Genomic DNA, 19,555 nt, shown 5'->3' with positions numbered 1-19,555 from the left:
CGTCCCCATGACCATCGAACGCACCCTCTTCACCGCCGACCACGAGGCCTTCCGCGACAGCTTCCGCCGCTTCATGGACAAGGAGATCGCGCCCTTCCACGACGCCTGGGAAGAGCAGGGCTATGTGGACCGCGCCGTCTGGTCCAAGGCCGGCGAGAACGGCTTCCTGTGCATGGCGCTGCCCGACACCTACGGCGGCGCGGGCGCCGACCTGCTGTACTCGGTGATCCAGTTCGAGGAGCTGTGGGCGCGCGGCTTCACAGGCATCGGCTTCGGCCTGCACAACGAGATCGTGGCGCCGTACATCCTGCGCTACGGCACCGAGGCGCAGAAGCAGCACTACCTGCCCAAGCTCGCCAGCGGCGAGATGGTCGGCGCCATCGCCATGAGCGAGCCCGGCGCGGGCAGCGACCTGCAGGCCGTGAAGACCAGCGCCATCCGGCAACCCGACGGCAGCTACCTGCTCAATGGCAGCAAGACCTTCATCACCAACGGCTGGCATGCCGACCTGGTGATCGTGGTCGCCAAGACCGACCCGGCCGCCGGCGCGAAGGGCACGAGCCTGTTCCTCGTCGAGCGCGGCATGCCGGGCTTCGAGAAGGGCAAGCGCCTGAAGAAGCTGGGCCTGAAGGCGCAAGACACCTCCGAGCTGTTCTTCAACGACGTGCGCCTGCCCGCCGAGGCGCTGCTGGGCGAGGTCAACCGCGGCTTCGTCTGCCTGATGGAGCAGCTGCCCTGGGAGCGGCTGCAGATCGCGATCAGCGCGGTGGCCGCGTCGCAGGCGGCCATCGACCACACCGTGGCCTACGTGAAGGAGCGCAAGGTGTTCGGCCAGCCCGTGGGCAACTACCAGAACACGCGCTACACGCTGGCCGAGCTGCAGACCGAGGTGCAGGTGGCGCAGGTGTTCGTCGACAAGTGCATCGAGCTGCTCATGGCCGAGAAGCTCGACACCGCCACCGCGAGCATGGCCAAGTACTGGACCAGCGACCTGCAGTGCAAGGTGATGGACGAGTGCGTGCAGCTGCACGGCGGCTACGGCTTCATGTGGGAGTACGCGATCACCCGCGCGTACGCCGACGCGCGCGTGCAGCGCATCTACGGCGGCACCAACGAGATCATGAAAGAGGTGATCACGCGCGCGATGGGCCTCGGCGGGCGCTGAAGCGCCCCGCATTTGGCACCACTGGCGCCATGGAAAGGGCTGCGGGAGAATGCCGCGCATGCCCATCCTCAACGCCTTCTACGCCCAGTCGGGCGGCGTCACCTCGGTCATCAACGCCTCGGCCTGCGGCGTGATCGAGACGGCGCGCCAGCACCCGGACCGCATCGGCACGCTCTATGCCGGACGCAACGGCATCCTCGGCGCGCTCACCGAGGACCTGATCGACACCAGCGCCGAGCCGGCCGAGGCGATTGCGGCGCTGCGCAGCACGCCCTCGGGCGCCTTCGGCTCGTGCCGCTACAAGCTCAAGTCGCTCGAGAAGAACCGCCGCGAGTACGAGCGCCTGATCGAGGTGTTCAAGGCGCACGGCATCGGCTACTTCTTCTACAACGGCGGCGGCGACTCGGCCGACACCTGCTTCAAGGTGAGCCAGCTGTCGCAGTCGATGGGCTACCCGCTGCAGGCCATCCACGTGCCCAAGACCATCGACAACGACCTGCCGCTGACCGACTGCTGCCCGGGCTTCGGCTCGGTGGCGAAGTACGTGGCGGTGTCCACGCTCGAGGCCTCGTTCGACGTGCGCTCGATGGCCGCCACCTCCACCAAGGTGTTCGTGCTCGAGGTGATGGGCCGCCACGCCGGCTGGATCGCCGCGGCCGGCGGGCTGGTGGCCGACCATGGCATTCCGGTGGTGGTGCTGTTCCCCGAGATCGAGTTCGACGCGGCCCGCTTCCTGGCGCGCGTCGATGCGCTGGTGCAGCAGCACGGCTACTGCTCGGTGGTGGTGTCCGAGGGCTGCCACCATCCCGACGGCACCTTCCTCGCCGAACAGGGCGCGCGCGATGCCTTCGGCCATGCGCAGCTTGGCGGCGCAGCGCCGGTGGTCGCGCAGATGGTGAAGGAAGCGCTGGGCCACAAGTTCCATTGGGCCGTGGCCGACTACCTGCAGCGCGCGGCGCGGCACATCGCCTCGGCCACCGACGTGAAGCAGGCCTACGAACTGGGCCAGCGTGCGGTCGAGCTGGCGCTCGAAGGCCGCAACGCGGTGATGCCGACCATCGAGCGCACGAGCGACGTGCCCTATGCCTACACGCTGGGCGCGGCGCCGCTCGAAGCGGTGGCCAATGTCGAGAAGCCGATGCCGCGCGATTTCATTTCGGACGACGGCTACGGCATCACCGAGAAGTGCCGCCGCTACCTGCTGCCGCTGATCGCGGGCGAGGACTACCCCGCCTACCGCGACGGCCTGCCGGTGTACGCGACGCTGCGCAACGTGGCGGTGCCGAAGAAGCTGCCGGCCTTCGCGCTCGCATGACGGTGGTCATCGACACCGCGCACTGTCCGCTGTGCGGCGAAGCGAACCGCTGCGCGATGGAGGTCGAGCGCGAGACCGGGCAGGCGCAGCCGCCCTGCTGGTGCATGGCCGCCGATTTTTCGCTGGCGCCGCTCGACACGCTGCCACCGGCGCTGCGCGGCCAGGCCTGCATCTGCGCGCGCTGCGCCGCAGGAAAGTCGCCGCCTCAGGACTGAGCGACGTCGCCCTGCGACTGCGATTGGGTCTGCCCCTGTGCAGGCTCGGCAGCTTCCGTCGCGGCCTCCGCCACATCCCCCGCCGTCACCATCGTCGGCGCCGTGCCGCTGCGCTGCGCGGTGACCACGCCGTGGATGAACTGCAGCTTGCCCACCGCCGCACGCGGCAGCACGAAGGGGTAGTAGTCGGGCTGGCCCATGCTGCGCGACAGCTCGTTGAGCATGCTGGTCAGCAGCACCCAACCGTTGATGAAGTCCAGGAATTTCGCAGCGTCGGGATGCTCGGGCTGCCACAGGTCGGCGGCGGTGAACAAATCGTTCTGCAGCTCCACGTTGCTCGCGTCGATGCCGAAGCTCATCGCCGTGTCGGCGGTGTCCGCCATGTGCAGGTAGTGGGCCCAGGTCTCGGCCCAGTCTTCCCACGGGTGCATGCTCGCGTAGCTGCTGACGAAGCGCTGCGCCCAGTCGGGCGGCGGGCCCTGTTCGTAGTGCTGCTGCAGCGCGGCGCCGTAGTCGGCGCGCTCGTCGCCGAAGAGCACGCGGAAGTCGTCGATCCAGCGCGTGGGCAGCACCAGCAGGTCCCAGTAGTAGTGGCCGATCTCGTGGCGAAAGTGCCCCAGCAGCGTGCGATAGGGCTCGTGCATCTCGGCGCGGATGCGCTCGCGCACGGCATCTTCGGCCTCCTCGGCGTTGAGGGTGATCAGGCCGTGCTCGTGGCCCGTCATCACGTGCGGGGCGCCCGGCATGTTGCTGAGAAAGTCGAAGGCCAGCCCGTGCACCGGATCGGCATGGCGGCTCACCACCGGCAGGCCGAGCGCGAGCAGCTGCGAGATCAGGCGGCGCTTGGGCATCTCGAGCTTGCGCCAGAGTTCGCCGTTGGCCTCCACCGACAGGTCGGGAATGGTGCGCGTGACGCTGCAGGCCAGGCAATAGCCGGGCGCCAGGCCCTGCGTGTCGGCGGGAATGGCCTCGCCCTCGCGCGGCTGCGCCACCATCCAGTTGCAGGCGGCCGGCGTCATGAGGTTGGCGCAGCGGCGGTAGGTGGCGCCGTGCGGGTCGCCGAAGACGGTGAAGGTGTCGGGCAGCGCGCCCTCGCCTTCGGCCGGCGCCAGCGGCACCACGCCGAGCCGGTCGATCACGTAGCCCAGCGGCGTGTGGCAGGCCAGGCACTCGCTGTTGCGCAGGAACACGGGGCGCCCGCACTGGCAGCGGTAGGCGCGGCTGACGGTGGGCGCGGCGAGTTCGGCCGCGAGCGTGGGAGCGGCGTCGGGCACGGCGGGGTCGGCCGGTTCATTGACGGGTTCTTGGATCGACGGGTTCATGGCTTGTTTGTTCTTTTGATGACGACTTGACGCACAGGGGACAGCCGCCGCATTGTGCGACCGGCCCGCGCACGGTCGACGCCGCAAACACCGATATGCTTGTAGGACGACGGACCCGCGACCGTCCCTGCGCCGCCCCATGACCTCCCCACAAACCCCTGACACGCCGCCCTCCATGGGTGTCCTGCGCGCCCGCTACGGCGAGCGCTACCGCTGGTACCTGCTGCTGTCGGTCATGGTGGGGACGATGGCGTCCATCATGTCCTCGACCATCGTCAACGTGGCGATCCCCGACATGAGCCACCACTTCGCGCTGGGCCAGGAGCGCGCGCAGTGGGTGAGCTCGGGCTTCATGGTGGCCATGACGGTGTCGATGCTCACCACGCCCTGGCTGCTGTCGCGCTACGGCTACCGCCGCACCTACGTCGGCACCATGCTCCTGCTGCTGGCCGGCGGCATCGTGGGCGGCGTGGCCAACCACTACCCGCTGGTGCTGCTGGCGCGCGTGGCCGAGGGGCTGGCGGCGGGCGTGGTGCAGCCCATTCCGGCCATCATCATCCTGCGCGCCTTCGAGCCGCACGAGCAGGGCCGCGCCAGCGGCATCTTCGGCATGGGCGTGGTGCTGGCGCCGGCCATCGGGCCGAGCATCGGCGGCGTGCTGGTCGACCTGTTCGGCTGGCGCTCGATCTTCTTCATGGTGGTGCCCTTCTGCCTGGCCTCGATCTGGCTGGCCTACAAGTTCGTGCCCAAGACCGCGCCCGGCGGCGTGGCCGCGACGCGCGGCAGCGGGCTCGATGCGCGCGGCCTGGCGCTGGGCACCGTGGGCACGCTGTGCCTGCTGAACGGACTGGTCGAGCTGCGCGGCGATTCGCCGCTGCAGGCCGCGCTGCTGCTGGCCGGCGCGCTCATCGCCTTTGCCGCCTTCGTGTGGTGGCAGCGCCGGCTCATGGCCTCGGGCGGCGCGCCGCTCATGAACCTCGCGCTCTTTCGCTACCGCCAGTTCGCCATGGGCAGCCTGGTCGCCTTCATCTACGGCACCGCGCTGTTCGGCTCGACCTACCTGCTGCCGGTGTACATGCAGGTGGGGTTGCACCTGTCGGCCTCGCACGTGGGCACCACCCTGCTGCCGGCCGGCATCGTGCTGGCCTTCACCATCGCGGGCGTGGGCCGGCTGGCCGACAAGCAACCGACCTGGCTCCTGGTGAGCATCGGCCTGGCGCTGCTGGCGGTGTCGTTCGCGCTCATGGCCGTGCTGCGGCTGGACAGCCCGCTGTGGCTGCTGGTGGTGTTCGCGATCGTCGGGCGCATCGGGCTGGGCTTCATCCTGCCCTCGCTCAACCTCGGGTCGATGCGCCCGCTGGCCAAGCCGCTCATCCCGCAGGGCGCCAGCGCGATCAGCTTCGTGCGCATGCTCGGCGGCGCCGTGGGCGTGAGCCTGTGCGCCATCATTCTCGAATGGCGCCTGGCGGCGCACGGCGACTCGCTCGCCAACCCGGTGAGCACGCCGGCGCGGCTGGCCGCCTTCGACGAGGTGTTCCTGATGCTGGCCGGCCTGTGCGCGCTGGCCGTCTGCGCGGCCTGGCAGCTGCGCGAGCCGCCCGGCGAGGACACGGCGCAACACAGGGGGTAAACCCCGGCGGCGCGGGGACTCGCTTTCGCTTTCAATTGTTATCAGTTGTATCTAAAAGCGGAATCGGTTCCATGCATCGCAGACGTTTTCTCGCCGCCTCGGCCGCGGCGACGGCCGGACTCGGCCCCCTCCTTTCCTTGCCTTCCACCGCCCTGGCCGCCGAGAGCGGCGTCAGCGACGGCGAGATCGTCCTCGGCCACACCGGCATCCTGAGCGGGCCGCTGGGCGTGCCGATCAAGGTCGTGATGGCCGGCGCCGGGCTGGCCTTCGACGCGGTCAATGCGCAGGGCGGGCTCGCGGGCCGCAAGCTCAAGCTGGTCTCGCTCGACGACGAGCTCAAGCCCGAGAAGGCCGTCGCCAACTACGAGAAGCTGCTCGCCGAGCACCGCGCCTTCGCCTTCTTCGGCTGCGTGGGCTCGGGCACCACGGCCGCCGCCGCCAAGGTGCTGGGCCAGAGCGGCGCGCCGATGGTGGGCGGCTACGCGGTGTCGGACTCGGCGCGCGAGAAGGTCGCCGGCGCAGGCTATTTCGTGCGCGCCACCTTCGCGCGCGAGGCGCAGGCGCTGGTGCAGCACTTGAGCACCATCGGCGTCTCGCGCATCGCTGTCGCCTACCTGGACAACCCCGGCGGCGCCGAAGTGGCGCGGCTGGTCGAGGCGGCGCTCGACACGCTCAAGCTCAAACCCGTGGCGGCGGTGCCCGTGAAGGGCGACGGCACGACCAACGAGGCCGCGGGCAAGGCGCTGGCCGACAGCCAGGCGCAGGCCGTGCTCATGTACCTGGGCGGCGGCATCGGCGGCGAGGTCATGAAGAGCGCCTGGACCGCCGGCGGTCGCCAGATGTTCTACGGCATGTCGATCGTGCCGGGCGACGTCACGGCCAAGCTCGTCGGCGACAAGACCAGCGGCCTGGCCATCTCGCAGATCGTGCCCTACCCCTGGAGCGAGGTCGACGCCACCGCGCGCGAGTTCCGCCAGCTGGCCGAGCGCGCCAAGGTCGACATCGGCTACCTCAGCTACGAGGGCTACGTGAACGCGCTCGTGATGATCGAGGCCCTGCGCCGCACCGGCCGCGACCTCACGCGCGCGAAGCTGCACGCCACGCTGAAGGCGATGAAGCTGCGCATCGGCAACATGGAGATCGACTTCACCGGCGCGAGCAACACGGGCTCGCGCTTCATCGAGATGGTGCGGGTGACGAAGGAAGGGCGGTTCCTGCGCTAGAAACAGAGGCCGGCGCTGCTCACAACCCCAGCTGCGTGAGCGCCCAGGCCACCGTGCCCAGTTGCATCACGTTGAGCACCATGCCAGCGATGTGGAGCTTGCGGAACTGCACGATCGACGTGTCCGTCGCCGGGATCGTGTGGCGCAGCAGGTCCATGCGCGGAATGATGAGCCAGCGGCGCAACGCGAAGGCCAAGCCGGCGATGAAGGCCATGCCGACCGCGAAGAAGGGCTTGCCGCACCACGCATAGCTGAGCGCCGCCGCGCTCGCGGTGAGCACCACGGCCACGTAATAGACGTTGAACAGGCCGCGGATGAAGCGCGAATCCAGCGGGGTGTCGTGCGAGAGCACGAGCAAGGGCAGCGAGCCCATCATGAAGAACCCCATCCAGACCAGCAGGATGACGGTCGCCATGAGCGCAACGACGATGGGAAGCATCTTTGAAAACCCTCCGCGGCGCGCAAGCATACGCCCGGGCGGGCGACGCGTCTCCTACACCGCGCGTGCGGCTGCAGGCACCCGCGCCCCGCCATCGGCCACCAGCGCCGCGCCGGTCACGAACGAGGCTTCGTCGCTGGCCAGGAACAGGCAGGCGGCGGCCATCTCCTCGGGCGTGGCCATGCGGCCCAGCGCGATGCGCGCCATCGTCTGCGCGCGCGCGGCGTCCTCGCCGATGCCGCGTTCGGCGGCCAGGTCGCGCATCTCCTGGCGGCTCATCGGCGTGTCGACCCAGCCGGGGCACAGCGCGTTCACGCGCACGCCGTGCGGGCCGTAGGCCTGCGCGGCCGAGCGCGTGAGCGCGACCACGCCGGCCTTGCTGGACGCATAGCTGGCCATGCCGGCGCCCGCATTGAAGGCCGCGACCGAGGCGATGTTGACGATGGCGCCGCCGCCCTGCGCGACCATGCCGGGCAGCACGGCGCGCTGGCAGCGCATGGTGCCGCCGAGGTTGACCTCGTGCAGGCGGTGCCAATCGCCGTCGTCGATGTCGGCCGCGTCGTCGTTGCGGACGATGCCGGCGCAGTTCACGAGCACGTCGATGCGCCCGAAGGCGGCCTGCACCGCGGCCACGGTGGCGCGCACGGCCGCGTCGTCGGTCACGTCACAGTCCAGCGCCGGGCCCTCGCCCACGGGCTGCGGGCGCGGCCAGCCGGCCACCGCGACGCGTGCGCCCTCGGCCGCGAAACGCGCGGCGACGGCGGCGCCGATGCCGGTCGCTGCACCGACGATGAGGCAGGCCTTGCCGTGCAGGCGCGCGCTCATGTCGGTTGCTCCGCGAAGAACGGACTCTCAGGCAGCGTCGAGCCGCCATCGACCACGATCGTCTGCCCCGTGATGTAGCGCGCCGCCGGACTCGCCAGGAAGCGCATCGCGTAGGCGATGTCTTCAGGCCGCCCCAGTTCGCCGGCCGGGATGTGGCGCGCGATGCGCGCGGCCTTCGCCGGATCGGACAGCAGCGAGCCGCCCTGCTTGGCGATGTAGCCCGGCTCCACGCCGTTCACGGTGATGCCCTCGCGCGCGTACTCCAACGCTGCGGTGCGGATGAAACCGTTCACGCCGGCCTTGCTGGCCGCGTAGTGCGCGCTGCCCGGCATGGCCACGCGCGGCCCGGTCACCGACGAAGTGACGAGCAGCCGCCCGCCGCCGCGCGCGCGCAGGTGCGGCACAGCGGCCTGCGTGAGCCAGAAGCAGGCCTTGAGGTTGACGGCCAGCGTGTGCTCGAGCTGCTCGTCGGTCATCGCGTCGATGGCGGCCCAGGGGTTGACGGCCGCGTTGTGGACCACGATGTCGAGCGCTCCGAACACGCGCACCGCCTCGGCCACCGCGCGCTCGGCCTCGTCGCGCCGGCCGATGTCGCAGGCCATCGCCTGCGCCGCGAAGCCGCGCGCACGCAGCTCCGCCGCCACCGCCTCGCCCGCACTGCCGGTGCGGTTGGCGATGAGCACCGACGCGCCCGCTTCGGCGAACACCTGCGCGATGGCCGCGCCGATGCCGCGCCCGCCGCCCGTCACCAGCGCGACCTTGCCCTGCAGGCCGAAGAGATCGGGCGTGCTCATCCCTTGCACTCCCGCACGAACTCGGCGAAGGCCGCGTTGTGCTCGTCCACCTCGCGCTCGGTGGTGCCGGGGCAGCACAGCATCATGTTGTGGAAGGGCGTGATGAGCACGCCGCGGTTCATCATGTACAGGTGCAGCAGCGCTTCGAGTGCGCCGTCGCGCGTGCGGCGCACGTCGCTCGCGTTGCGCGGCGCGTCGGCGCAAAACAGCGTCTCCACGCGCGCGCCGACCTGCGTCGCATGCCACGGCAATCCCGCCGCGGCGATGCTGGCGTTGACGCCTTCGGCCAGGCGCTGCGCGAGCACCAGCATGCGATCGAAGGCCTCGGGCGTGAGCACCTGCGAGAGCACCGCGCGCATCACGGCCACGGTGAGCGCGTTGCCCGCCAGCGTGCCGCCGAAGCCGGCGTGCGCCGACTGGCGCTTCGTCGGATGCAGCTTGGGAAGCACCTGCCAGACGCGCTCGGCGGTCTCGGCGCTCAGGCCGAAGGCCGCGGCGGGAATGCCGCCGGCGATGGCCTTGCCGATCACGAACATGTCGGGCGCGAGCCCGTGCTGGCGCGTGTAGCCGCCGGGGCCGCTGGAGATGGTGTGGGTCTCGTCGATGACCAGCAGCGTGCCGGTCTCGCGCGTGAGGCGGCGCAGCGCGTCGTGAAAGCCGGGCGCGGGCGCGATCATTCCGTAGTTGGTCATGGCCGGCTCGGCCAGCACGCAGGCCACGTCGCCGGCGCGCAGCGCGCGCTCCAGCGCGGGCACGTCGTTGAACTCGACCACGGCCGACAGCTGGTCGTGCGGAAAGCCGTTGGGGTGGATGTCGTTGCGCATCGCGACGGCGCCGTCGCGCAGCTCCACGTGCGCCTCTTCCACCGAGCCGTGGTAGCAGCCCGAGAACACCAGCACGCGCGGCCGTCCCGTGACCATGCGCGCCAGGCGGATGCAGGCGCGGTTGGCGTCCGAGGCCGAGGTCGTGAGGTTCCAGTACGGCAGGCCGAAGCGGCGCGACAGCTCTTCGCCGACCCAGGCCGCGTCGTCGGTGGGCAGCATCAGCGAGCTGCCCACGCGCGCCTGCCGCGTGAGCGCCTCCACCACGGCCGGGTGGCCGTGGCCGCACATGCCGCCGGTGTCGCCCAGGCAGAAGTCGGCATAGCCGTTGCCGTCCACGTCGACAAAGCGCGCGCCGTAAGGCAGCTGCGCGTCCTGCACGTACAGCGGCCAGCCGCCGATCCAGCGGCGCATCCAGTGCGAGGGCGCGCCGTAGAGCCAGGCCTGCTGGCCCTGGGCAAAGCGTTCGCCGCTGCGCGCGTGGGTGCGCGCGTAGCGATCTTGTTCGGCCTGCATCAGGGCCTGCACGCGCTCGCGCGGCACGGTGGGTTCGAAGGTCGGGGTCATCGGGAACTCGGTCAGGAAGAAAGAGAGGAAGAAACGCCCAGCATCGAGAGCGCCTGCGCATAGCTCGCGCCCGGATGCATCACGTCGAAGTGCACGGTGCGCAAGCCCACGCGCTGTGCGCCGGCGATGTTGCGCAGCTGGTCGTCGACGAACACGCAGGCGTCGGCGGGCAGGCCGAGCTGGTCCAGGCACTGCTGGTAGGCGCGCGCATCGGGCTTGAGGATGCCGGTGTGCGTGGCATCGACCACCACGTCGAAGGCGCTCATGAAGGGCAGGCGCTGGCGAAAGCCCGCGCCGTAGAACAGGTCGAGCTCGTTCGACAAGATCGCGAGCCGGCAGCCGGCGCGCCGCGCCGCCTCGATGGCCGCGAGCGCCTCGGGGCGGATGGCGGCTTCGGGGTCGGCGCCGCGTGCGCGCTGCACGAAGGTCTCCATGCGGTCCCAGCGTTCGCCGACCAGCGCGCCCACTTCGCGCGTGCGCGCCATCCAGTAGTCGCGCTCCGAGAGCTTGTCGGCCTGCATGTCGCGCCACAGCGGATCGCTCGCGAGGTCGAAGGGGCCGCGCCAGGTCAGCGTGCCGCGCGGCAGCGACAGCGCCTCTTCGGTCAGTGCGTGGGTCTCGAACAGCGTGCGGCTGATGACGCCGCCGAAGTCGAGCACGAGGGCTTGTGCGGTGGGGCTCATGCGCGGCTCCCTGCGGGCACGGTGCCGTCGGCCACCCAGGCGTCGAACACCTGCAGTGCGGCGTCGCAGAAGGCGCTGTCGTTGATGTGCGCATCGAGCTCAACGAGCCGCGCCGAGTCGACGCTGCCGCGCAGTGCCTCGGTGAAGGCCGCGAGGCCTTCGGGGTCGTGCAGCGGCTCGCCGGGGCGGTCCCAGCCTTCGATGCCCTGCAGCGGCATGAGCAGGCAGGTGGCCCCCTCGGCGCGCGCGAGACGGCGCGCGATCTCGCTCGCCACATCGCGGCGGAATGCGGGCGCGCTCAGTGCCGAGGCCAGCAGCCGGTTGTGGATGTGCGTGGGCCGGCCTTCCAGGCCTTCGGGCGTGGACTGCCAGGCCGGGTAGTCGAGCATGTCGATGGCACCGGGCGCGACGATCTGCGGCGTGCCCGCGCGGCCGGCGCCGAGCAGGCGATCAGGCCCGGCCGTCACGCACGAGCCGCCGAGCTGGTTGGCCAGCTCCTGCAGGCTGAAGTCCATCACCGCGCAGAAGCGGCCCTCGGCGGCCAGCGCCTCGAAGGCGCGACCGCCCATGCCGGTGGTGTGGAACACGGCGACTTCGTAGCCGCGCGCCTCGAGCGCGGGCTTGAGCGTCTTCATGTAGGTGAGCGCGCTGGAGCCCAGCGAGGTCATGCCCACCAACGGCTTCTCGAAGGCCGGCACGCGGGCCTGACGGCAGGCGCCGAGCACCGCGCCCGCGGCCTGGCTCAGGGCCGAGCGGCACAGGCTGTTGAGGCCGTAGAGCCCGCCGGCCCACAGCACCATGATGAGGTCGGGCGGAATGCGCTCGGGCGGCAGCAGGTGCGAGTAGGCGATGGTCGACACCAGCACCTTCGGCACGCCCAGCGGCAGCGCCTGCGCCACGTCGAGCGCCAGGTCGGTGCCCATGGTGCCGCCCAGCGCGAGCAGGCCGTCGATGCGGCCCTCGGCCTGCCAGCGCGCGGCGAGCTTCGCGGCGCCGCGCGCCATCAGCGTCATGGCGCTGTTCTCGTCGCCGCTTTGCGCCACCTCGGCGACGGTCTTGCCTGCAGCCGCGGCCACCTCGGTGTTGGGAATGTCGGGCGTGAAGGGCGCGCCGTCGAGCACGCCCACGTCCATCACGACGACACGGCCGCCGCCGGCCTCGATGCATTCGCGCATGAACAGCAGCTCGGCGCTCTTGGTGTCGGCGGTGCCGATCAGCAGGATCGTGGGCGATGCACTCACAGCGTCGCTTCCACGTCGGCGAACGCACCTTCGAGCGCATCGACCATGAAGTCCACCTCTTCGCGCGTGATGACCAGCGGCGGCGAGAGGATGAGGTTCGGCCCCGAGATGCGCACCATCAGCCCGCGCTGGTAGGCCGCCTGCGCCACCTTGGCGGCGATCGGGTTGCCGCGCGGCAGCGTGGTGCGCGTGGCCTTGTCGGCCACCATCTCGATGCCCAGCATGAGGCCCATGCCGCGCACGTCGCCGACGAAGCTGAACTTGTCGACGAAGGGCCGCACGCGCGCCTGGAAATGCGCGCCCACGCGCGCCGCATTGCCGGGCACGTCGAGCGCCTCGATCTGGTCCAGCGTGGCGAGTGCCGCAGCCGCCGCCACCGGGTGCGCGCTGTAGGTGTAGCCGTGGCCCACCGCGGCCTGACCCGTGGGGTCGTTGAGGAAGACCTCGGCCACCTTGTTGCCGATGGCGGTGGCGCCCAGCGGCACGTAGCCCGACGAGATGCCCTTGGCCAGGCACCACAGGTCGGCCTTCACATTCCACAGCCGCGTGCCGAACATCGCGCCGCCGCGGCCGAAGCCGGTGACGACCTCGTCGGCGATGAGCAGCACGCCGTACTTGTCGCAGATTTCGCGCACGCGCGGCCAGTAGTTGGGCGGCGGCACGATCACGCCACCCGCGCCCTGGATCGGCTCGGCGATGAAGGCGGCCACGGTGTCGGGGCCCTGGAACTGGATCTCGCGCTCCAGCTGCGTGGCGCAGATCTCGCCGAGTTCTTCCGGGTCCTGCGTGTAGGGGTTGCGGTAGAGCCACGGCGTGTCGACGTGAAAGCAGCCCGGCAGTAGCGGCTCGTAGGCGCGGCGGAAGTTCAGGTTGCCGTTCACGCTCATGCCGCCGAAGTGCACGCCGTGGTAGCCCTGGCGCAGCGCGATGAACTTGAAGCGGTCGGCCTGGCCCTTGAGCTTCCAGTACTGGCGTGCGAGCTTGAGCGCGCCTTCCACCGCGTCGGAGCCGCCGTTGCTGAAGAACACGGCGGCCACGCCGTCGGGTTCCATGGTCTTGACCAGGCGCGCCGACAGCTCGATGGCGCGCGGGTGCGTGGTGCCGCGAAACACGTTGTAGAAGGGCAGCTCGTCCAGCTGCGCGACGATCGCGTCGCGCACCGGTTGGTTGCTGTGGCCCAGGTTCGCGGCCCACAGGCCGCCGACGCCGTCGAGCATCTTGTGGCCGTCCACGTCCCAGATCCAGCAGCCCTGGCCGCGCGCAATGATGTCGGGCTTGCTCTTGAGCATGGCCTGCGGATGCGCCATGGGGTGCCACAGGTACTGGGCGTTGTCTTGCTTGAGCGCCGCCACGGCGGCGGCATCGGTCGTTGTCATGCAGGTCTCCGGAAGTATTCGATGTGTGCTCATGCTCAGCACGGCACGCCGACGGTGAGGGTCTTGACCTCGGTGTAGTGCAGCAGGCCCTCGGCGCCCATCTCCTGGCCGATGCCGCTTTCCTTCCAGCCGCCGAAGGGCATCTCGGGCTGCGAGACGCCGAAGTGGTTGATGCCGACCATGCCGGCCTCGAGCGCGTCGCCCAGGCGGTGCGCGGTGTGCAGGTCGCGCGTGAAGGCGTAGGCGCCCAGGCCGTAGGGCAAGGCGTTGGCCTGGGCGATGGCTTCGTCCAGCGTGTCGTAGGGCTGCAGCACGGCGATGGGGCCGAAGGGCTCCTGGCGCATCACGCGGCTGTCGGCCGGTGCGTTCGCGATCACGGTCGGCTCGAAGAAGAAGCCGGGGCGCTGCACGCGGTGGCCGCCGCACAGCAGCTGCGCGCCGCGCTCCACGGCGTCGTCGACAAAGCGCTGCATGTCCTCGATGCGGCGCGCGTGCGCGAGCGGGCCCATCTGCGTGGCGGGGTCGGTGCCCTCGCCCAGGCGCAGTGCGCGCGCGGCCTGGACGAAGGCCTCGCTCCATTCGCCGAAGCGGGCGCGCGGCACGTAGAAGCGGATCGGCGACGCGCACACCTGGCCCGCGTTGCGGAACTTGGCGGCCAGCGACTGCTTGAGCGCGAAGGGAAAGTCGGCGTCGTCGCACACGATCACCGGCGCGTGGCCGCCGAGTTCGCCGGTGAAGCGCTTCACGTGCCGCGCCGCCTGCTCGCCCAGCAGCTTGCCCACGGCCACCGAGCCGGTGAACGACACCTTGGCGATGGCCGGGTGGTCGATGAGGAAGGACGACACCTCGGCCGGGTCGCCGCACACCATGTTGAGCGCGTCGGGCGGCACGCCCGCGTCGAGAAAGGCGCGCACCAGCAGCATGCAGGTGCCCGGCGTTTCTTCCGCCGGCTTGATGACCACGCTGCAGCCAGCCGCCAGTGCGCTCGCGAGCTTGCGCGCCGGCAGGTTGGCCGGAAAGTTCCACGGCGTGAAGGCCGCCACCGGCCCCACGGGCTGGCGCATCACCGACTGCGAGAGGATGCCCTCGACGCGCGGCGGCACGAGGCGCCCGTACAGGCGCTTGGCCTCTTCGGCCTGGAAGTCGATGATGTCGGCCGACAGCGTGACCTCGCGCAGCGACTCGGCCAACGGCTTGCCTTGCTCGAGCGTGAGCACCTGCGCAATCGTCTTGGCCTGTTCGCGGATTTTCTGCGCGGCGGTGCGCAGGATGTTGCAGCGCTCGAGCGCGCTCTTGCCGCGCCACTGCACGAAGCCGCGGCGCGCGGACGCGGCCGCTTCGGCGAGTTCGTCGCGGCCGGCCAGCGGCAGCTGCGCGATCGTTGCTTCGGTGGCGGGGTTGACGACCGCGCGGCGGCCGCCGGCGGTCTGCGTGCGCCATTGGCCGGCGATGTGCAGTGCGAGTTCAGGGTAGTCCATGCCCTGCACGATAGGGAGCGAGCCCCTTGGCGCGTTATCGAAAACTGGCAAACCTCGCGCAGCCTCGTGCGTGATGCGCAAGGGCCTTCCTATACTGTCCGCGCCGATCTTCTTTCACGACGCCTCCACGCCACGACCTCACCGTGCCCCGTTCACGCACCCCTTCCCGGCCCAGCGCCAAGCCCCTGTCCAAGGCACGCAGCAGCGCCGCGAGCGCCCCGGCCTTCGACCTCGAGACCTTCCTGCCCTTTCAACTCTCGGTGGTCGCCAACCGCGTGAGCCAGACGGTGGGCCAGTCGATCGCCAGCCGCTTCTCGCTGCAGATTCCGGAGTGGCGCATCGTCGTGGTGCTGGGCAAGTACGGTGCACTGTCGGCGCTCGAAATCGCACAGAAGACGAGCATGGACAAGGCCCGCGTGAGCCGCGCGCAGCACCGGCTGGTGGACCTGGGGCTGGCCAACATGCACCCCTCGGCCGACGACCGCCGCAAGGTCATCGTGTCGCTCGAAGAAGAAGGCCTGGCGCTGTACCGCGACATGGTGCCGCTGGCGCACGACACCGCGCAGCGCCTGTTCTCGCAGCTCACCGCAGATGAGCGCCAGGTGCTGCAGACCATCGTGCAGAAGCTGTTCGACAGCACCACCGGCTTCGAGCCCAGCGGCGAGCTCGAATAGGGCACGGTCGGGTGGCTTAGGGGTTTGCCCTGTCACTTTAAGATCGTTGTCAACGAAACAATCTGGTCTGGAGATTGCTTCCGGCACGGGTCTTCACGCCCCTGCCACCGCTTCGCCGGACCGCCATGACCAGCCAGACCGCCTCCGTTCTTCCTGCCCCCGCCCCCACCGTCGCGACGCGCTGGACCCTGTCCACGCACGACATCGACGCCTACGCCAGCGGCCAGAACGGCTGGCACCTGGCGTGCGACATGCTCTCGGGCGGCAGCTTCGCCGGCTTTCTCGACCACGTGCAACTGCCCGGCCTGCGGCTGGTGCGCGAGACCACCAACCGCGCGCTGCGCCAGCACGGCGAGATGAATCCCGACTGCTGCGGCTTTGCGCTCACCTGCCGGCAGGACGGCGAGGCGCGCTTCTCGGGCCAGCGGCTGGACACCGAATCGGTGATGGTCGGGCGCTGCGACGAACTCGACCTGTGCAGCCCGCCGGGCTTCGAGCTGACGGGCATCGTGGTCGACAACGCGCTGCTGCAGTCGCTCACCGAACGCCTGAACGACCGCGCGCCGCCGGCCTGGCTCGAACGGCGCGTGGTGCTGCACTTCGACGACCCCACCATGCAGTCGCTGCGCGGCACCTTGCGCGGCGCCTTCAGCGCGCTCGACGCGATGCCCGGCCTGCTCGACGACCCCGTCGCCACGGTGCAGCTGCGCGACGACGTGCTGCTGGCGTGGCTCAACGCCCTGCCCGAAGACGTCGACCTGCGCGAGCTGCGCTCCACCGAGGCGCACCGCCGCGTGGTGCGCCGCGCCTGCGAGCTGATGATGTCGCGGCCCGACGAGCCGCTGTCGATGCTGCAGGTGTGCAGTCGCATCGGCGCGAGCCAGCGCAAGCTGAACTACTGCTTCCAGGAAACGCTGGGCCTGAGCCCCGCGCGCTACCTGCGGGCGCTGCGCCTGAACGGCGTGCGCCGCGCATTGAAGCGGCCCGAGTCGCGCTCGGTGCAGGACATCGCGGCGCACTGGGGCTTCTGGCACCTGAGCCAGTTCGCGACGGACTACCGGCGCCAGTTCGGCGAGCTGCCCTCGCAGACGCTGCGCGGCGCGGCGCTCACGAGGCACTGATCCGGTGCACGGGCCGAGGGGAATCCCTCGGTTTTCGGGGCGCCAGTTTTGCCGTTTTTTGATACCTGCTTGCGGAGGCGGTCGCTATCGTTGACCGCCATATGTCCGCCACGCTGCCCCCCCTTCCCAGCGCCCGTTCGCTCGCCGCCGCCCTGCAACGCCGCGAGCTCTCGTGCCGCGAGCTGATGCAGACCTGCCTTGCACGCATCGACCGCTTCAACCCGCAGGTCAACGCTCTGGTGTCGCTGCAACCCGCCGAGGAAATGCTGCGCCAGGCCGATGCCTGCGATGCACAGTTGGCGCGCGGCGACGCGGTGGGCCGACTGCACGGCTTCCCGATGGCGCCGAAGGATTTCGTCGCCACCGCCGGGCTGCCGACCACCATGGGCAGCCCCGTGTTCGCGAAGCAGGTCACGCCGCACGACGCGATCATGGTCGAGCGCCTGCGCCGCGCCGGTGCGCTCTTCGTGGGCCGCAGCAACACGCCCGAGTTCGGCCTGGGCTCGCACACCTACAACACGGTGTTCGGCACCACGCGCAATGCATGGAACCTCGACCATGCGGCCGGCGGCAGCAGCGGCGGCGCCGCGGTGGCGCTCGCGCTGCACATGCTGCCGGTGGCCGACGGCAGTGACATGATGGGTTCGCTGCGCAACCCCGCGGCCTGGAACCACGTCTACGGCCTGCGCCCGTCGATGGGCCGCGTGCCCACCGGGCCGGGGCCGGAGCTGTTCTTCCAGCAGCTGGGCTGCGAAGGACCGATGGGCCGCACGCCGGAGGACGTGGCCTGGCTGCTGTCGGTGCAGGCGGGCTATGACGCGCGCTCGCCGCTCAGCCTGGCCGGTGACGGCGAGGCTTTTGCGCAGCCACTCGACGCAGAGCTGCGCGGCAAGCGCATCGCCTGGCTCGGCGACCTCGGCGGCCACCTGCCGATGGACCCGGGCGTGATGGCGCTGTGCGAATCGGCGCTGCGGCATTTCGACACGCTGGGCTGCAGCGTCGCGCCTGCCGTGCCCGCCTTCGATTTCAACGCCCTGTGGACCGCCTGGCTGCGCCTGCGCGGCTTCATCGTCGCCGGTGCGCTGCGCGGGCTGCATGCCGACCCGGCCACGCGCGCGCAGCTCAAGCCCGAGGCCTGCTGGGAGATCGAACAGGGCGAACGCCTGAGCGCCGCCGCGCTGCATGAGGCGGCCGTCACGCGCACGCAGTGGCATGCCGCGCTGCTGCAGCTCTTCGAACGCTTCGACTTCCTGGTGCTGCCGGCCGCGCAGGTGTTCCCGCTGCCGGCCGACACGCACTGGCCGCGCGAAGTCGGTGGCCGCGCGATGGACACCTACCACCGCTGGATGGAAGTGACCATCGGCCCCTCGCTCGCCGGCCTGCCCGCGATGGCGATCCCGGCCGGCTTCTCGCAGGCCGAGGGCACGCGCGGCCTGCCGATGGGCCTGCAGCTCATCGGCCGCCCCGGCGCGGACCTCGACGTGCTGCGCATGGCGCATGGCTGGCACCAGGCCGTGCCCTTCGCGAACGTGCAGCCGCCGCTGCAGCAGCAGTAGTAGCAGCAACAACAAGCCCCCCTGTTTCCGTACTCCGACACATCTCACACAACCCGAGGAGAGAACCCATGCGCAGACGTTCGCTGATTGCTGCCGGCCTGGCCGCCGGCCTGTCCCCCATCGCCCTGCCCGCCCTGGCACAGGGCCTGGGGGGCAAGACCCTGAACCTGATCGTGCCCTACCCCGCGGGCGGCGGCTCCGACATCAACGCACGGCTGGCCGCGCCCGAGCTGTCGCGGCTGCTGGGCCAGCCGGCCATCGTCGACAACGTGCCCGGCGCCAGCGGCTCGCTCGGCGTGATGAAGGCGGCCAACGCGCCGGCCGACGGCACGGCCCTGCTGCTGGGTTCGCCGATGGAGCTGATGCTCACGCCGCTCACGCTCAGCAGCGCGCGCTACAAGGCCGAGGACTTCCGCCCCATCGGCGTGATGGCCGTCACCTCGATGGTGCTGCTGGCGCGCAAGGACCTGGGCGCGGGCAGCGTCGACGAACTCATCGCACTCTTGCGCCGCCCCGACACGAAAGAGCTGAGCTACGGCAGCATCGGCCCCGGGTCGCTCTACCACCTGCTGGGCGAGCGCTTCATGCAGCAGACGGGCACCAAGATGCTGCACGTGCCCTACAAGGGCTTTGCGCCGCTGGTGAACGACCTGCTGGGCGGGCAGATCGACCTGGTGTTTGCGCCGCTGGCCGGCAACGTGCCCGACCTGCTGGACGCCGGCAAGGTCAAGGTGCTGGGCATCGCGGCCTCGGCGCCGCACGAGCGCTTCACGGCCATTCCGCTGATCCGCAACAGCAAGGGCCTGGACGACTTCGTCTACAGCCTGTGGGCGGGCATCCAGGTGTCGCACCGCGTGCCCGAGGAAGCGCAGCAGCGGCTGCACACGGCCTTCAACCAGATGATGCTCAAGCCCGAGCTGCGCCGCGCGCTGGAACTCGGCGGCAGCAAGGTGGCGCCCGAACAGACGCTGGCCGAGCTGCGCCGCGGCTACCAGGCCGACATGGAGCGCTACCGCGCCATCGCCAAGTCGGTGAACCTGCGGCCCGAATGACATCCGCGGGCACGGGCCCGCGTTTTGCCAGTTTTCGATAACGCCGCGGCGGCGCGCA

Annotated in this window: 18 protein-coding genes; 9 read left to right on the top strand and 9 right to left on the bottom strand. The window is 70.5% G+C overall.

From position 1 onward, the window contains the following. Window positions 1-7 precede the first annotated feature (7 nt). The 3 genes from AC3WQR_RS20315 to AC3WQR_RS20305 are packed head-to-tail and all read left to right on the top strand — an operon-like array spanning window position 8 to window position 2,695. Window positions 8-1,165 carry an acyl-CoA dehydrogenase family protein gene (locus AC3WQR_RS20315; protein ID WP_492743289.1) on the top strand — a complete coding sequence of 386 codons (1,158 nt, stop codon included), beginning with the start codon at window positions 8-10 and terminating at the stop codon, window positions 1,163-1,165. A gap of 58 nt (window positions 1,166-1,223) precedes the next feature. Then, window positions 1,224-2,480, top strand: coding sequence for a 6-phosphofructokinase (locus tag AC3WQR_RS20310; RefSeq protein WP_492743288.1), 1,257 nt, complete (start codon window positions 1,224-1,226; stop codon window positions 2,478-2,480). Beyond that, window positions 2,477-2,695 (top strand): cysteine-rich CWC family protein, encoded by a 219-nt coding sequence (locus AC3WQR_RS20305; protein ID WP_492743287.1) that lies wholly within the window; start codon window positions 2,477-2,479, stop codon window positions 2,693-2,695. Before AC3WQR_RS20310 ends, AC3WQR_RS20305 begins: the two co-directional genes overlap by 4 nt. Here the strand turns inward: AC3WQR_RS20305 and AC3WQR_RS20300 are convergent. Then, entirely contained in the window at window positions 2,686-4,017 is a 1,332-nt protein-coding gene (locus AC3WQR_RS20300) for a zinc-binding metallopeptidase family protein (RefSeq protein WP_492743286.1), read from the bottom strand. The two genes, AC3WQR_RS20305 and AC3WQR_RS20300, sit on opposite strands and share 10 nt — an antisense overlap. Window positions 4,018-4,156: 139 nt before the next feature. Here AC3WQR_RS20300 and AC3WQR_RS20295 point away from each other — a divergent pair, with 139 nt between their 5' ends. Both AC3WQR_RS20295 and AC3WQR_RS20290 read left to right on the top strand, forming a co-directional pair. After that, window positions 4,157-5,647, top strand: coding sequence for a DHA2 family efflux MFS transporter permease subunit (locus AC3WQR_RS20295; protein WP_492743285.1), 1,491 nt, complete (start codon window positions 4,157-4,159; stop codon window positions 5,645-5,647). 137 nt (window positions 5,648-5,784) lie between these two features. Next, window positions 5,785-6,870 carry an ABC transporter substrate-binding protein gene (locus tag AC3WQR_RS20290; RefSeq protein ID WP_492743284.1) on the top strand — a complete coding sequence of 362 codons (1,086 nt, stop codon included), beginning with the start codon at window positions 5,785-5,787 and terminating at the stop codon, window positions 6,868-6,870. Window positions 6,871-6,889: 19 nt separating this feature from the next. Here the strand turns inward: AC3WQR_RS20290 and AC3WQR_RS20285 are convergent, their stop codons facing one another. The 8 genes from AC3WQR_RS20285 to AC3WQR_RS20250 are packed head-to-tail and all read right to left on the bottom strand — an operon-like array spanning window position 6,890 to window position 15,094. Next, window positions 6,890-7,309 (bottom strand): hypothetical protein, encoded by a 420-nt coding sequence (locus AC3WQR_RS20285; RefSeq protein WP_062479768.1) that lies wholly within the window; start codon window positions 7,307-7,309, stop codon window positions 6,890-6,892. A 54-nt stretch (window positions 7,310-7,363) separates the two neighbouring features. Further along, window positions 7,364-8,134, bottom strand: a complete 771-nt coding sequence (locus AC3WQR_RS20280) for an SDR family NAD(P)-dependent oxidoreductase (protein ID WP_492743283.1) — start codon at window positions 8,132-8,134, stop codon at window positions 7,364-7,366. Beyond that, complete coding sequence (locus AC3WQR_RS20275) at window positions 8,131-8,928, bottom strand: SDR family oxidoreductase (protein ID WP_159278765.1); 798 nt, start codon at window positions 8,926-8,928, stop codon at window positions 8,131-8,133. Before AC3WQR_RS20275 ends, AC3WQR_RS20280 begins: the two co-directional genes overlap by 4 nt. Beyond that, on the bottom strand, window positions 8,925-10,316 hold the full coding sequence (locus AC3WQR_RS20270; RefSeq protein ID WP_492743282.1) for a transaminase: 1,392 nt from the start codon (window positions 10,314-10,316) through the stop codon (window positions 8,925-8,927). The genes AC3WQR_RS20275 and AC3WQR_RS20270 overlap by 4 nt, the downstream gene beginning before the upstream one ends. A gap of 11 nt (window positions 10,317-10,327) precedes the next feature. Then, entirely contained in the window at window positions 10,328-10,999 is a 672-nt protein-coding gene (locus tag AC3WQR_RS20265; protein WP_492743281.1) for an HAD-IA family hydrolase, read from the bottom strand. Continuing rightward, window positions 10,996-12,240, bottom strand: coding sequence for a Tm-1-like ATP-binding domain-containing protein (locus AC3WQR_RS20260; protein WP_492743280.1), 1,245 nt, complete (start codon window positions 12,238-12,240; stop codon window positions 10,996-10,998). Before AC3WQR_RS20260 ends, AC3WQR_RS20265 begins: the two co-directional genes overlap by 4 nt. Next, on the bottom strand, window positions 12,237-13,616 hold the full coding sequence (locus AC3WQR_RS20255) for an aminotransferase class III-fold pyridoxal phosphate-dependent enzyme (RefSeq protein WP_447740517.1): 1,380 nt from the start codon (window positions 13,614-13,616) through the stop codon (window positions 12,237-12,239). Before AC3WQR_RS20255 ends, AC3WQR_RS20260 begins: the two co-directional genes overlap by 4 nt. Before the next feature lie 35 nt (window positions 13,617-13,651). Further along, on the bottom strand, window positions 13,652-15,094 hold the full coding sequence (locus AC3WQR_RS20250; RefSeq protein ID WP_492743279.1) for an NAD-dependent succinate-semialdehyde dehydrogenase: 1,443 nt from the start codon (window positions 15,092-15,094) through the stop codon (window positions 13,652-13,654). A gap of 143 nt (window positions 15,095-15,237) precedes the next feature. On the opposite strand from AC3WQR_RS20250, the gene AC3WQR_RS20245 reads away from it, so the two are divergent. The 4 genes from AC3WQR_RS20245 (at window position 15,238) to AC3WQR_RS20230 (ending at window position 19,497) form a co-directional block, all read left to right on the top strand. Then, window positions 15,238-15,768 (top strand): MarR family winged helix-turn-helix transcriptional regulator, encoded by a 531-nt coding sequence (locus tag AC3WQR_RS20245; RefSeq protein ID WP_307636092.1) that lies wholly within the window; start codon window positions 15,238-15,240, stop codon window positions 15,766-15,768. A gap of 125 nt (window positions 15,769-15,893) precedes the next feature. Then, window positions 15,894-16,889 carry a helix-turn-helix domain-containing protein gene (locus AC3WQR_RS20240; protein ID WP_159273608.1) on the top strand — a complete coding sequence of 332 codons (996 nt, stop codon included), beginning with the start codon at window positions 15,894-15,896 and terminating at the stop codon, window positions 16,887-16,889. A 101-nt stretch (window positions 16,890-16,990) separates the two neighbouring features. Next, window positions 16,991-18,445: an amidase gene (locus AC3WQR_RS20235; protein WP_492743278.1), complete on the top strand. Its 1,455-nt coding sequence runs from the start codon at window positions 16,991-16,993 to the stop codon at window positions 18,443-18,445. A gap of 68 nt (window positions 18,446-18,513) precedes the next feature. Continuing rightward, window positions 18,514-19,497, top strand: a complete 984-nt coding sequence (locus tag AC3WQR_RS20230; protein WP_492743277.1) for a Bug family tripartite tricarboxylate transporter substrate binding protein — start codon at window positions 18,514-18,516, stop codon at window positions 19,495-19,497. The last annotated feature ends 58 nt before the right edge of the window (window positions 19,498-19,555 follow it).

This window comes from Variovorax sp. FW305-3-2-15-B-LB1, assembly GCF_058787635.1.
This window is presented reverse-complemented; position numbering and strand designations above follow the sequence as displayed.

Coding starts and splice junctions, on each gene's coding strand:
- AC3WQR_RS20310 (WP_492743288.1), top strand. CDS start 1,224: ATGCCCATCCTCAACGCCTTCTACGCCCAGTCGGGCGGCGTCACCTCG.
- AC3WQR_RS20250 (WP_492743279.1), bottom strand. CDS start 15,094: ATGGACTACCCTGAACTCGCACTGCACATCGCCGGCCAATGGCGCACG.
- AC3WQR_RS20240 (WP_159273608.1), top strand. CDS start 15,894: ATGACCAGCCAGACCGCCTCCGTTCTTCCTGCCCCCGCCCCCACCGTC.
- AC3WQR_RS20275 (WP_159278765.1), bottom strand. CDS start 8,928: ATGAGCACGCCCGATCTCTTCGGCCTGCAGGGCAAGGTCGCGCTGGTG.
- AC3WQR_RS20230 (WP_492743277.1), top strand. CDS start 18,514: ATGCGCAGACGTTCGCTGATTGCTGCCGGCCTGGCCGCCGGCCTGTCC.
- AC3WQR_RS20295 (WP_492743285.1), top strand. CDS start 4,157: ATGACCTCCCCACAAACCCCTGACACGCCGCCCTCCATGGGTGTCCTG.
- AC3WQR_RS20255 (WP_447740517.1), bottom strand. CDS start 13,616: ATGACAACGACCGATGCCGCCGCCGTGGCGGCGCTCAAGCAAGACAAC.
- AC3WQR_RS20315 (WP_492743289.1), top strand. CDS start 8: ATGACCATCGAACGCACCCTCTTCACCGCCGACCACGAGGCCTTCCGC.
- AC3WQR_RS20300 (WP_492743286.1), bottom strand. CDS start 4,017: ATGAACCCGTCGATCCAAGAACCCGTCAATGAACCGGCCGACCCCGCC.
- AC3WQR_RS20270 (WP_492743282.1), bottom strand. CDS start 10,316: ATGACCCCGACCTTCGAACCCACCGTGCCGCGCGAGCGCGTGCAGGCC.
- AC3WQR_RS20265 (WP_492743281.1), bottom strand. CDS start 10,999: ATGAGCCCCACCGCACAAGCCCTCGTGCTCGACTTCGGCGGCGTCATC.
- AC3WQR_RS20305 (WP_492743287.1), top strand. CDS start 2,477: ATGACGGTGGTCATCGACACCGCGCACTGTCCGCTGTGCGGCGAAGCG.
- AC3WQR_RS20280 (WP_492743283.1), bottom strand. CDS start 8,134: ATGAGCGCGCGCCTGCACGGCAAGGCCTGCCTCATCGTCGGTGCAGCG.
- AC3WQR_RS20235 (WP_492743278.1), top strand. CDS start 16,991: ATGTCCGCCACGCTGCCCCCCCTTCCCAGCGCCCGTTCGCTCGCCGCC.
- AC3WQR_RS20285 (WP_062479768.1), bottom strand. CDS start 7,309: ATGCTTCCCATCGTCGTTGCGCTCATGGCGACCGTCATCCTGCTGGTC.